Genomic DNA, 12,986 nt, shown 5'->3' with positions numbered 1-12,986 from the left:
GCGGCCCGGCGACCCCGTCGCCAGTCGACTGTCGGACAGTCGACGACTCAGGAAGTGAGTTACTCGACGATCCGATACTTCGACTGTCGTGCGTCTTCGAGATAGACACGACTGGTGACCAACTCCTCGTCCTCGAGTTTTCCGAGCGCGTACCGGACGGTGCGCGAACAGAGCCTCGACTCGCCGGCGATCTCCTCCTGGGTCATCGACCCCTCGTACTCGAGAACCTTGTAGACGAGTTTCGAACTCGGCGGGAGTTCGGTTAGCGACCCGACGGCGTCCGCGTCGACGTCGTCCGCATCGACCTCGGCGTCGGGTTCGGTCGCGCTCATCGCAGCCCCCGCGTGTCGGCGTGGGCGGTTCGTGCTGCGCCGCCGCGCTGTTCGTCTGGAGGCGACGCGTTTCGCGTTCGTTCGAACGTGGTTGGGCAGGCCGAAGCAGACCATCGGCTGTGAGACGGTGACGCTGAATGCATTCTCGTATGCGTCCAACGCGAGTGGGTCGTATATACGCTGACGACAGTTCAAAAATATAGGGAGACACTAACGGCGTCGTAACCGGTGTTCAAGCCGTACCGTCCGACTGTCGTCGCTCGTCGGAGCAATCCGATGCGGAACGGACACGGGAGTCTGTAGGCCGCCACGGACGATACAGTCAACGAGGCGATCGGCTGGCGGTTCACACCCGACACATGCAGCCCCGTGTCGATGGCAACGTAACCGTCTAGGAACTGCATAGAACAGTCAGTTGCGACCGACGCAAGCAAGTGGAAGTAGGGAATCCGCCGACGGATCGATGGGCGCCACGAGAGACGGAACGGTACTCGGGCGAGCCGCTATCGAACGGCCGTCGACCGCTCGAGTGGATATCGACCGTCGGTAGCGGCGAGAGAAGCGACCGCCCCGCGTACTGATCGACGACGACACGCGGACGAACGAGACGTCTACAAGAAACCGTTATCGCTGTTCCTTCGGAATGAAATCGGACGTTTTCATCTCACGGTACGTCGCGCAGTCGGGACAGGCGTGGACGACGTCGCGATTGTCCCCGAAGACGCGAGCGAACTGCCGGGTGACCTGGTTTCCACAGTTGACACAACGGGGGGCAGTCGTTTGCTGGCCGGACGTCATCGGCGTCCACTTCGTGTCGGTTGGTTCCGTCGACATCAACAACTCGTAGCCACAGAACGGTATTTACTATAGACAGCATAATTCCGTGTCGGGCACGGTCACGCTGAATCCAGCCGGATTATTCATCGAACGAAGACTGTTCGGAGAACGGCAGTGTCACACCCTCACTCGGCAGAAATTCAATATTTCTATCCAGTAATGGACCGTTTTATCGGGTGGTGACCGCCGCTGGGCGGGGTGTAACCCGCTCGCAGAATCAACGGGACCAACGAGACGACCGACTCGCCGCAAGCGCTCGGAACGGACGTCCTCGAGACGACGGGACGAAGGGGATTTCCAGGCGGTAATAGACCGATTCCACCCGGGAAAACGGGTGAGGGCAGTAGCAGCCGTATAATTATCCACGAAATCGAGGTAGGAAGACGACATGCAAGCCGTTGTGCTTACCGCGGGCGAAGGAACGCGGATCAGGCCGCTCTCCGCGGCACTGCCGAAACCCATGTTGCCCGTCGCCGATAGACCGCTCGCCGCCCACACAGTCGACGCCGCCGTCGACGCCGGCGCGGACGAGATCGTTCTCGTCGTCGGCTACGAAGCCGAGACCGTCCGCGACTATTTCGGTTCGGCGTATCGCGGCGTCCCCGTCAGCTACGCCGTCCAGACCGAACAGGCCGGCACGGCCCACGCCGTCGACACCGCACGCAAGCATCTCGACGGGCCGTTCGCCGTCCTCAACGGCGACAATCTCTACGATCCCGCGGCGATCGATCGACTCTTCGATACCTGTCCGGCCGTCTGCGCGGTCGTGGTCGACGATCCCCGTAACTACGGTGTTCTCAGTACCGACGATGGCACCGTCGTCGACATCGTCGAGAAACCGACCGATCCGCCGACGAACCTCGCCAACGCTGGGGCCTACGCCTTCCCCGAAGCGGCACAGAAGTGGCTCGAGGTCCCCGAAAGCGACCGCGGTGAACACGAGATCACCGACGTGCTCGCCTCGGTCGTCGACCGGTTCGCGGTGACGCCGGTCACTCTCGAGCGTTGGCTCGACGTCGGCCGACCCTGGGAACTGCTCGAGGCCAACGAGTGGAAACTCGCGGCGCTCGAGCGCCGGATCGACGGCGACGTGAGCGACAGCGCCCACCTCTCGGGTGACATCGTCGTCGAGTCGGGTGCGACGGTGAAACCCGGAGCCGTCATCGACGGACCGGTGCTGATCCGCTCGGGCGCGACCGTCGGGACGAACGCGTCCGTCCGCGGGGCGACCCTGATCGGCGAGGGCGTGTCGGTCGGCGACGGAGCCGAGGTCGAAAACAGCGTGATCTCGCGTGGGACGTCGATCGATCACCGCTCGTCCGTCGCCGACAGCATCCTCGGCCGTAACGTCACCGTCGGCGCGGGAACGAGCGTCGAGAACCGCCGTCACGATGGTGCGGACGTCGAGGTAACCGTCAAAGGCGAAGTGATCTCGACCGGCCGACGGCGGTTCGGTGTCGTGGCCGGCGACGGCGCGAAGACGGGGATCGATACCAGCCTGACGCCGGGAGTCAAACTGACGAGCGGCGCGACGACGCGACCCGGAGAAACCGTCGAGCGGGATCGATAGCTCGAGACCGGCTGTTTTCGCCGATGTAGACGGAGAGCACGGCACTCGATCGAACCGTCCATCGCAAGTATGAGCTTTATCAGATTGCGAATTGCTATCACACGTGGAGGGGTCGAACGACGATACGACCGAGGTACCCTCCAGGACGGTTCCGACTCGACCGAGTGCGGGTCACGGGTCGGTGCCCGAAGAGGCCGTGTGGACCCGAGACTATGGGGGTGGTTTCGGTTCCGGCGGCGTCGACGACTCGTACTCGTTTCCGTCGACATCACTGCACACCGTGCGTCGAGCGATGTGATCGGAGCGGTCGAGCAGGCGACGCGACCGCTCCTTCTCGATACGGACGCCAGCCGTGAGAAAACGCATTCGTCCGCAAACGCCGGATGAAAAAAGCAGCGACCGCACAGGCCATCAGACCCGATTTTCGAGCGCTTACTCGACCGTGACGCTCTTCGCTAAGTTCCGCGGCTTGTCGATCGGCCGGTCTAAGAGATCGGCCGCGTAGTAGGAGACGAGCTGGAGCTGGACGTTCGCGAGCAGTCCCGCGAGATCGGGTTCGGTTTCGGGAATCGCGAGGTGTGCGTCGGCGATGTCGACGGCTCGATGCCCGTCCGGACAGACCGCGACGACGGGTGCGCCGCGAGTCTGGGCCTCCTCGGCGTTCTTGAGCGTCTTCTCGTCTTCGACCCCGTTGAAGACCGCGAACACCGGTGTATCGGGCGTCACCAGGGCGAGCGGTCCGTGTTTGAGCTCGCCCGAGGCGAAGCCTTCGGCGTGCTCGTAGGTGATCTCCTTGAACTTCAGCGCGCCCTCGAGCGCGACCGGGAAGCCGAGTCCGCGGCCGATGAAGAAGTACGACTGACTGTTCTCATACCGTTCGGCGATGGCTTCCGCGTCGGACTGTTCGAGCAACGCCTCGAGCGAATCGGGCATCGCCTCGAGTTCCGGCAGGAGCGACTCGAGGTTCGCGGGCACCTCTCCCTGCAGGTCCGCGGCGATACGCTGCCCGAGCAGCGTGAGCATGACGGCCTGCGAGGAGAACGTCTTCGTGGCGGCGACGCCGATCTCCGGGCCGGCGCGGATGAACAGCGCTTCGTCGGCCTCGCGGGCGGCCGTCGAGCCGACGACGTTCGTGACGGTGACCGTCGACGCACCCTCGGCTTTCGCGTGTCGCATCGCGTTCAGCGTGTCCGCCGTCTCGCCGCTCTGGGTGACCGCGACGACCAACGTGTCGTCGCCGATCGGCGGCGCGGAGACGCTGTACTCGTTGGCGAGCAGCGCCGTCGACTGCACGCCGGCCTGTTTCAGCGCGAGCGAGCCGTACAGCGCCGCGTGGTAGGACGTCCCGCAGGCGACGAACTGGACGCTGCTGATATCCGCGAAGGTCCCCGGCTCGAAGTTCTCGAGGGCTATCCGTCCGTTTTCGGGATCGATTCGCCCCTCGAGCGCCTGGGCCAGCGCGGTCGGCTGCTCGTAGATTTCCTTGAGCATGAAGTGGTCGTACTCGCCTTTCCCAGCCTGCTCGGGGTCCCACTCGACCGTCTCGGGCTCGCGCGTGACGGGATTACCCTCGAGGTCGGTGTACTCGACGCCGTCGTCGTCGACGATGACGACGTCGCCGTCCTCGAGGTAGACCACGCTGTCGGTGTACTCGAGGAACGCCGGGACGTCGCTGGCGAGGAAGTACTCGCCGTCTTCGATACCGACGACCAGCGGCGAGCCCTGCCGGGCGGCGTAGAGGACGTGCTCGCCGGAGAGCATGGCCGTGACGGCGTAGCTCCCCTCGAGTTCGTCGATCGCTCGGCGGAACGCCGCCTCGTTGTCCATACCCTCGTCGAGATAGAACTGGATGAGATGCGGAATGACCTCGGTGTCGGTGTCGCTGGTGAACGTGTGCCCGTAGTCGGACAGCTCCGATTTGAGTTCAGCGTAGTTCTCGATGATCCCGTTGTGGACGACGGCGACGTCTTTCGTCTCGTCCGTGTGGGGATGGGCGTTCTCGTCGGTCGGCGGGCCGTGCGTACTCCAGCGCGTGTGGCCGATACCGACCTCGCCCTCGAGCACCGTATCACCGATCGATTCTCGCAGTTCGTCGACCTTCCCCGACCGCTTCTGGACGTCGATACCGGCACCGTTCTGGACGGCGATCCCGGCTGAATCGTAGCCGCGGTACTCGAGGTTCTCGAGCCCGGTCAACAGCGGTTCGAGCGCGTTTCCATCTCCGACTCGGCCGATTATTCCACACATTAGAAACTCACCATTCGGACGGCTGCCCGGGGAGAGCCGCTCCCTCGGACGACGGTTCGGTTTGCACAGTAGACGGGACGACGGTTCGGTCTGCACGCGTTGACAGCGGACGAACGCTGGCGGGCGCTCGAGCGCCCGCCCGTGACAATCGTGATCGTGTCATCGGGAGTCGTTCGTCCACGAAGACTATTCGAGAGCGGGGACGGTGCACGGACATGATACAGACCTACCCACCAGCACCCATTACTATAGACGGGCTACTAGTCCCAGTAGCGAGGGGGTAACGGCCAGTGACGGATATCCACCCCCAGAAGTCAGTTCTCGATACACTAACGTGCTCGAAGTGATTTTTGAAATATTCGTCCAGTTCTCGGTATCAGTACGAAGATAGTTCGTTCGATGCCCCCTCCGAGAACCAGTATGTCAAGCGAACAGCGCCACAGTACTCGAGTATGAACGAGCGACGAAACGGTATCGATGGCCAAACAACACAGTATGGAGAGAAAAATCGTGCCAGCTTTGGTCTCGATATTGTCTAGCAATAGCACAAGTAGACGACGACCCACGTCGAGCCGAACAAACGTGAATTGATCGTAGAAAATGCCGTAGAAACCACTCACTGAGGCAGTTTCGCGTCCCCGATCCGGGAACAAATTGAACGCTTATCCGTATCCGTCGTCCCAAGTAGGACATTTTATTACCTATCCGGCCATTTTCTCGCGACGATTACGCTGCTCCGAGCCGAAACCACACGAAAGGCGCATCGTTTGCCGGAACCGTCGCCCGACACGCCGTCGGCGCCACCTCGATGCAGGCGGACTCAAATCCGTGAATACGAACTCTCGAACCATCGATGAACACGCCACTCGTCGTCGACGCGCTCGGTCTCCCGCTCGATCAGCCGGTGCTGGTCTTTACGATCGCGATGGCGATCTTTCTCGTCGGCCCACTGCTGGTCAAACGGCTCGGCCAGCCCGGAATCGTCGGCATCGTCATCTTCGGCGCAGCCGTCGGACCGGGCGCGCTCGAACTCGTCGAGCACTCGGACGCGATCGAGTTGCTCGGCGAAGTCGGACTGATCTATCTGCTGTTTACCGTCGGTCTCGAACTCGACATCCAGGGGTTCAAGGAGGCTCCGGAGAACGCCGCCCTGTTCGGACTGGCGAGCTTTTTCATCCCGTTTATTATCGGTACCGTCGCGACGTACACCCTCCTCTTCCCCGATAACCTGTGGGCCGCACTGTTGCTCTCGTCGGTGTTCGCCTCGCACACGCTGCTCGCCTACCCGGTCGTCAACCGCCTCGGCGTGACGAAGAATCGGGCCGTCACGGCCGTCTTCGGCGGGATTCTCTTCACCGACACGCTCGCGCTCGTCGTGCTCGCGATCGTCACCGGAGCCGTCGAGGGCGAACTCACCGCCTGGCTGTTCGCGCAGGTGTTCTTCGCGCTCGTCGTGCTCTTCGGGGCCGCCTGGTTCGTCATCCCGCCGATCTCGCGGTGGTTCTTCCAGAGTTTCAGCGAGGAGAGCTACTTCGAGTTCCTGTTCGTCATGGTCGCGATCTTCGCCGCGGCCAGTCTCGCCGAGATCCTCGAACTCGCGCCCATCCTCGGCGCGTTCGTCGCCGGAATCGCGCTCAATCAGCTCATTCCGGAGGGCGGCACGCTGATGAACCGCGTCGAGTTCGTCGGGAACGCCTTCTTCATCCCCTTCTTCCTGTTGCACGTCGGCATGCTCGTCGACCCGAGCGTTATTCTCGACGGGCCGGAGACGCTACAGATCACCGCGCTCATCGTCGTCGTCATGGTGGTCACGAAAGGCGGCGCAGCCTGGCTCGTCGCCACGATCCAGGGATACACACCCAACGAGCGAAACGTCATCTTCGGGCTTTCGGTCGGACAGGCCGCCGCCGCGCTGGCGATCACGCTCATCGGGTTCGAAGCCGGGCTGTTCGGCTCCGAAGTGCTCAACGCCGTCGTCCTGATGTTGCTCATCACGGCCCTGATCAGTCCGTGGCTGACCGAACGGGCCGCGACGAGCCTCGCCCTCGAGCGCGAGGTCGGCGAGGGCGACGACAGCGCGAAGGATCCCAACATCCTGCTCCCGCTGTCTCGCAACGCCGAGCTCCAGCAACGACTGCTCGAGCTCGCGTTCGTGATCAAAGGCGAGCGCGGCTCCAGCCCGGTGCACGTGATGACGGTGGTCCAGCCCAGCGACGATCGGACGACCGAAACCGAAGTCGCGAGGGTCAACGACGAACTCGAGGAGCTCGCCGCCGTGGGAAGTGCGGCCGAGGTCCCCATCGAGACCGAGACGCGCGTCAACCACAACGTCGCCTCCGGAATCGTACAGGGATCGGTCGAGATCGAAGCGAACCAGATCATCATGGGTTGGGACGCCGCCTCGACGTTCCGGCACCGAATCTTTGGGAGCATCATCGATCAGGTGCTCAAACGGACCACCCTGCCCGTCCTGATCTCCCGGCTGGGCCACCCGATCAACACGACCAAACGGATCTTCGTCGTCGTCCCGATCGGCGCCGACCACCACGAGGGGTTCTACGAGGCCGTCCACATCGTCAAACGGATCGCCGCGAGCCTGGGCGCAGAGCTTCACGTGATCGTCGTCGAGGGCTCCGCCCACCAGTTCGAGCAGCTGTTCGAACTCGTCGAAGAGGACGCCACGGCCGAGTTCAGCGAGCTCCGCGACTGGGGCGACCTCCTCCCGACGCTCGAGAGCGAATCCGAGGACGACGACCTCATCGTGACCATCTCGCCGCGTCGCGGCGACGTCGGCTGGCACAACGAACTCGAGGACCTGCCGGCCCGACTGGCCGAGATGCCGCCGGAGTCGTTCATCACCATTCACCCGCGCCAGGGCGAACCGGAGTACGATCGACAGTACCTGCGGCTGAAGTGACAGCCAGTCCGAGGAACGAAGCGGTCGGATTGGCTTCGAATCTGATCGGTTTTCGTCGAGACGCGAATCGATTCCGGACTCGAACACACCACGGTTCCGGTCCAGACCGCACGCGGGAACGACCTCGGGGGTGGGTCCGGAAACGACGTCGGCTCGGGCCGAGACGCATATATCAAATTCGAAGACAATATGTCGGAAAACGGCCAGCGAACCGGCACACCTTTGACAGTCACTGAGAGAGCTAGGGTATGGGTTTTGGTAGCTACGACGAATCCGAACAACAGCAGCAGACGGCCGACGACGAAGACGACGTAGAAGCCGTCAACGTTCACGAGAACGATCACGACGGGAAAATGTCGTTCGAGTCCGACGCCTCGACCGACGAGCTCGTCTCCCAGCTCGACGCGATGAAAGACGACCCGGACGAGGAAGACGAGTAACCGGCCGGCAGCGGACGGATGCGTAGCCGTCCGCGAACCGGATTCGACGCCGTCCGCAAAACGGCTCGAGCGGTCCGTACCGATGCATCTCGATCTTTTTACGTACGAACCAAACCGACGCAGAGTCGAACCGATAGTCGACGAACGCAGAGTCGGGCTGACAATCAACGGGGGAGTCGAACTACCGCCGAACTGCGACGCTCAGCACAGTTTCGACGCGCAGAGTTCGCCGATCGCTCGACGAAGTCGCTGGGAGACGGCCGACTTCGAAACGCCGAGCCGATCGGCCAGTTCGTCCTGAGAAATCCCGCGAGGAACGTCGAAGTACCCCTCCTCGTAGGCGACCGCGAGCAGTTCCTGCTGTTTCTCCGTCAGGGCGACGACGCCGTCGTCCTCGTCGTCCGACACGCGCAGGTGATCGACCGTCACCGAGATGTCGTGCTCGCGGCAGTAGTCGTTGAACGCGACGAGATTGTCCCGACTGGGGAACTGAAGCTGGACGAGCCAGCCGTCGCGCGAACTCGAGAGTTCGAGTAGTCGACCGTCGGACTCCGCCGTCTGGGCGATGAAGGGTATCGCTCGGCTGGTGAGTTCGACGCGGTAGACGCGTCGGTCGGGGTAGCGGTCGGCGAGAATCGGCTCGCTGATCGTCGGGTCAATCTCGAGGGCGCTCTCGAAGCCGTCGAACGAGTCGCCGAAGACGCTACAGAAGACGAGGGTTCGACCCGTTCCGACGGTCGTCCAGTACTCCGGTTCGACGGTGACATCGGGCGCGCGACGAAGCGTCGGACGCAGGAACAGCGACGAGTGATCGAGACGGAGCTGGGTGACGATCCCCCCGTCGGCTTGCGAGCGGACGCCGGTCCGCTCGTGTTCGAACTCCGTACTCTCGATGCTCACAGGTGAATCCCCCATCCGGGTAGATGGCGGCTGTAATTCCTCGTTACCACGAACTCGCTCATTGAATGCCAAATTCGACCGCGAGTACATGGTGGTAGACGCTATATAGGAAATCGACGCGCCACCGAGACGCTATACCTATTCACGCGTCGTTCATCCAGAGTGTTTACCACCGATAGAAACACCTCCTTACACACGTATTCGCCGACGGCCCAGCGTGGTAATCAGCCACTACTCGGCGCGAGCGGGCGAAATCGCGTTCGTACCGTCGGCTCGAGCGAGCGAGATTACCCCTCGTCGTCACCGTCGCGCTCGTCGAACAGCAGCGCGAACAGCTTGTCCTGGGCGAGTCGGAGATGGCGGCTGAACGTCGGCTGTGAGACGCCCAGCGATTCGGCCACCGCCTCCCCGGTGCTCTCGCGGGGCCACTCGAAGAAGCCGCTGTAGTAGGCCGTCTCGAGGGTCCGGAGCTGGCGCTCCGAGAGCCGGTTACGGAGTTCGGCGTCGAACGGGCGAGCGGAACGGGTGGATCGGTCGCGCTCACGTCGGGCGACCAGTTCCGCCCCGGCGTACCGCCGCTCGACCATGCTGACGAACGAGCGAACGTCGACGGTGCTGGGAAGTTCGACCACGAGCCGGGTCCGATCGTCGACCGGGAGAACCGACCGCAACGTCCCGCCGTGGTTCGCGAACGGCTCCGCGACAGACGGCGCCGTGAGGACGAACTCGAGGAGCGACTCCTCGGCCCGGTCGCCGACGAGTCGCCCGGATTCGACCCCTGAGACGTCGGCGGCGGCCGCCCGAATCGACTCCTCGTCGGTCGCCGGGACGGTGCAGTACAGCGTCGATCCGCCCGACGACCGAGGAATCACCGCCTGCACGTCGAGCCGTCGATCGAGTCGATGGGCGATCGCAGACAGGGGCTCGTCGTCCTCTCGGAGGAGGAGTTCGAGTTCGGTCAGTCGCTCGGCCAGTAGCGCCCGTTTCCGTTCGGCGGCCGAGATCGCGTGGCTGGCGACCGTCGCGAGATGGGTACAGATCTCCCGCGTGACGTCGTCGAACGCGGACGGCCGGTCGGCGAACACGGTGAGTATGCCGTAACAGAACTCGTCGGTCACGAGCGGGACGGCCAGTACGGACCGAAAGCCACGCTCGATCGCCCGTCGACGCCACTCCGGACCGTTCCGTGCGGTGTCCTCGTCGCCGATATCGGCGACGGTCGCCGGTTCGAGCGTCGCGGCCGCCACCGCCGTCGGATGGTCCGGCTCCGCGGCCGCCATCGACACCGAGACCGACTCGAGGTACGCGCCGTTCTCACCCGCCCACGTATCCGGCGTGATCCGTTCGGAGCCGGTATCGACGTGACCGATCCAGGCCAGGTCGATCGATTCCGGCGTCTCCGCGAACGGAAGCGAGACCAGCGCGTCACAGAGCGACTGCTCGATCTCGCTGCGGGTCTCGCTATCGAGTACCGTTCGCTCGATCTCTCGTAAGCGCCGGCAGCGAGCCACGACGCCCTCGAGGCGCTCGAGTTCCGCTCGAGACGACCGAACTGTCGAGCCGCGTTCGAGCGACTCGAGCGTGATCGACGCCGCCCGCGAAACGACCGCGAGCGGCGTTCGACCGTCCCCTTCGAAGGCCATCGGATCGGTGCTGGTGGCGAGGACGACGCCACGACCGTCGATCGGAATCGCGAGGATTCGCTCGGCACGAATTCCCGTCTTCGCGAAGAGCGACTCGAGTTCAGATCGGTCGAGAACGGTCGTCACGCGCTCCCCGTTCGCGTCCGCGTCGGCGTCCGTCCCGTCTGCCGGATCGATTCGGTCGATCAGGTCGCGACCGATCGGCGGGAGTTCGACCGACGAACTCGCGGCCGTCGTCGCGACTGCTGCCGGCCTGAACAGATCGTCCTCGAGGCGGTACCAGCCCGCGAGGTCGGCGCCGGTATACGCGAGGACCGCGTCGACGGCTGCCTGCCGAACAGCGGGACGGCTCTCGGCGTCGGCCATCGTCGCGATCGATCGGTCGATCGCCGACAGCGCGCCGGCAGCGGATCGGTCCCTGTCTCGGACGACGCAGAGCGTTCGGTCGTCGTCCGGCAGCGGGGTGACGAAGACGTCGACGGCTCGCGGCTCGTCAGCGGCCGTGATCGTCCCAGTGACGGGCTCCATCCACCGGACGACCGACGAACGGGCACGCTCCCGAATCGTCGCCGCGAGGTCGTCGTCGAAAACGTCGTCCAGTTCCCGACCGACGAGCGTCGCCGCACCGGTGGCCTCGAGCAGCGCCGCGTTGGCGAACCGAATCGTCGATTTCTCGAGGACGGCGACCCCGTCGTCGAGTCCGTCGACGACCGACTCGAGCAGATCGAATCGCTCTCTGTCGATAGCGGCGGCTCCGGGATCGGGTGCCTCGCGCGCGTACACCGTGACACCGTCGTCGCCGGGGTAGACTGAGACCGCGAGCCGCGTCTCGAGCGACGGGTACGGAGTCTCGAACTCGACGGCCGACTCCGACGCGGCGGCCTCGAGGAAGCGCTCGTAGAACACCCCCCGAACGCGCTCGTCGAGGAGATCCCAGACGACGGTCCCGGGCGACGAAGAACCGTCCGCGTCGAACAGCTGTTCGGCGGCCGCGTTCGCGTACCGAAGCTCCCACTGTGGTCCGAGCGCGAACAGCGGCTCCGCGAGGCGCTCGAGCGCCGGCCGAACACCGCTGTCGGCCCCGACGTCGGCGGCCGAGGTCTCCGAAAGCGTCAGCACGACGCCGCCGACCAGCGGATCCGCGAGGCGATTGCTGCACGTCAGCTCGTAGGCGTGCCAGGTGCCGTCGACGTGACCGATCCGAACGGCGACGCGGTCGGTCGTTCCGAACGGGGCCGCCGAGACTGCCTCGAACACCTCGGTGAGCGTCTCGCGGTCGTCCGGATGGACGAGTTGGGTGAGCGGCGTTCGCTCGAGTTCGGCCGGCGTGTACCCTAGCCGCGGCTCGACGGCCGCGCTGGTGTACTCGATCGTCGCCGACTCGTCGACCACCCAGACGAGCGCCTCCGAGCGCTCGAGGATCGATCGATCGCGGCGGACGGACGCGGTCTCGAGCCGGTAACGCTCGGCTGCGTTCCTGACGCGGGCGGCGACGAGCGACTGGGGGTCATCGGCGTCGAAGACGTCGATGGCGCCCGCCTCGAGTGCGCGCTCGATCGCGTCGGTATCGGTCTCTCCCGCCTCGATGACCGCGATGACCGGCAGCTCGCTGTCCCTGTTGCGAATTTTCTCGATCGCTACCCCGTTCGAACCGCTCTCGAGCGGAGCGACGACGCAGTGAATATCGAGGTGCGTCAGCCGGTCGAGCCCGCTCGAGACCGAGCGCTCCCTGACGAGCGAGATCGAGTCGAACTGCGAGGAGAGCGCGTCCATCGCCGCGTCGACCGGCCGCGAGTCGCCGACCACGAGCACCCGGAGGACGTCGCCGACGACGGCTGTAGCACCGTCGCTCACCGGAGATCCACCTCCACACGGGACGAAGTCGCGGATGCGAGCCGGGAGATGGACGACGAGCGATGACGAAGTCGACCGGTCGCCGGCCGACGGTGGGTCGTCGTGAACCGACGGAACACGATAGGACGGCTATCGGTCGCTCGGCGGTTAATTATCGATCGCGTATCGGACGCTAGTGATTGATTAGGGCGGGGCTTCGGGAGCGTGGCGGTTCGTCCGTCGTCCGGCGGAGACGCCCGACGGGGC

Annotated in this window: 8 protein-coding genes; 3 read left to right on the top strand and 5 right to left on the bottom strand. The window is 64.4% G+C overall.

Annotated elements, in window-relative coordinates; translation table 11 throughout:
• Positions 1-59 precede the first annotated feature (59 nt).
• Both BLT08_RS23175 and BLT08_RS19690 read right to left on the bottom strand, forming a co-directional pair.
• Positions 60-332, bottom strand: coding sequence for an ATP-binding protein (locus tag BLT08_RS23175; protein ID WP_175529390.1), 273 nt, complete (start codon positions 330-332; stop codon positions 60-62).
• 624 nt (positions 333-956) lie between these two features.
• Positions 957-1,166, bottom strand: coding sequence for a DUF7563 family protein (locus tag BLT08_RS19690; protein WP_006090878.1), 210 nt, complete (start codon positions 1,164-1,166; stop codon positions 957-959).
• A gap of 391 nt (positions 1,167-1,557) precedes the next feature.
• Between BLT08_RS19690 and glmU the strand changes: the two genes are divergently transcribed.
• Positions 1,558-2,739: a bifunctional sugar-1-phosphate nucleotidylyltransferase/acetyltransferase gene (gene glmU / locus BLT08_RS19685; protein ID WP_090311440.1), complete on the top strand. Its 1,182-nt coding sequence runs from the start codon at positions 1,558-1,560 to the stop codon at positions 2,737-2,739.
• 432 nt (positions 2,740-3,171) lie between these two features.
• On the opposite strand, the gene glmS is transcribed toward glmU, so the two are convergent.
• Positions 3,172-4,986 carry a glutamine--fructose-6-phosphate transaminase (isomerizing) gene (gene glmS, locus BLT08_RS19675; RefSeq protein ID WP_090311435.1) on the bottom strand — a complete coding sequence of 605 codons (1,815 nt, stop codon included), beginning with the start codon at positions 4,984-4,986 and terminating at the stop codon, positions 3,172-3,174.
• An 853-nt stretch (positions 4,987-5,839) separates the two neighbouring features.
• Between glmS and BLT08_RS19670 the strand changes: the two genes are divergently transcribed.
• Together BLT08_RS19670 and BLT08_RS19665 are read left to right on the top strand one after the other, a co-directional pair.
• Complete coding sequence (locus BLT08_RS19670; protein ID WP_090311432.1) at positions 5,840-7,903, top strand: cation:proton antiporter; 2,064 nt, start codon at positions 5,840-5,842, stop codon at positions 7,901-7,903.
• A gap of 248 nt (positions 7,904-8,151) precedes the next feature.
• Positions 8,152-8,343 (top strand): DUF5786 family protein, encoded by a 192-nt coding sequence (locus BLT08_RS19665; protein WP_090311430.1) that lies wholly within the window; start codon positions 8,152-8,154, stop codon positions 8,341-8,343.
• Between the two features lie 201 nt (positions 8,344-8,544).
• Here BLT08_RS19665 and BLT08_RS19660 read toward each other — a convergent pair whose 3' ends face one another.
• Positions 8,545-9,258: a helix-turn-helix domain-containing protein gene (locus BLT08_RS19660; protein ID WP_245724285.1), complete on the bottom strand. Its 714-nt coding sequence runs from the start codon at positions 9,256-9,258 to the stop codon at positions 8,545-8,547.
• A 272-nt stretch (positions 9,259-9,530) separates the two neighbouring features.
• A complete protein-coding gene (locus tag BLT08_RS19655; protein ID WP_090311425.1) occupies positions 9,531-12,740 on the bottom strand; it encodes a bacterio-opsin activator domain-containing protein in 3,210 nt (1,069 codons plus the stop codon).
• Positions 12,741-12,986: the final 246 nt, after the last annotated feature.

Source organism: Natronorubrum texcoconense (assembly GCF_900100335.1).
Classification (GTDB): domain Archaea; phylum Halobacteriota; class Halobacteria; order Halobacteriales; family Natrialbaceae; genus Natronorubrum; species Natronorubrum texcoconense.
The sequence above is the reverse complement of the archived record's forward strand: the minus strand, read 5'-3'. Positions and strand labels throughout refer to the sequence as shown.

What these genes read in the sequence shown, in the direction of transcription:
- BLT08_RS23175 (WP_175529390.1), bottom strand. Translation starts at nt 332, where the DNA reads ATGAGCGCGACCGAACCCGACGCCGAGGTCGATGCGGACGACGTCGAC.
- BLT08_RS19690 (WP_006090878.1), bottom strand. Translation starts at nt 1,166, where the DNA reads ATGTCGACGGAACCAACCGACACGAAGTGGACGCCGATGACGTCCGGC.
- glmU (WP_090311440.1), top strand. Translation starts at nt 1,558, where the DNA reads ATGCAAGCCGTTGTGCTTACCGCGGGCGAAGGAACGCGGATCAGGCCG.
- glmS (WP_090311435.1), bottom strand. Translation starts at nt 4,986, where the DNA reads ATGTGTGGAATAATCGGCCGAGTCGGAGATGGAAACGCGCTCGAACCG.
- BLT08_RS19670 (WP_090311432.1), top strand. Translation starts at nt 5,840, where the DNA reads ATGAACACGCCACTCGTCGTCGACGCGCTCGGTCTCCCGCTCGATCAG.
- BLT08_RS19665 (WP_090311430.1), top strand. Translation starts at nt 8,152, where the DNA reads ATGGGTTTTGGTAGCTACGACGAATCCGAACAACAGCAGCAGACGGCC.
- BLT08_RS19660 (WP_245724285.1), bottom strand. Translation starts at nt 9,258, where the DNA reads ATGGGGGATTCACCTGTGAGCATCGAGAGTACGGAGTTCGAACACGAG.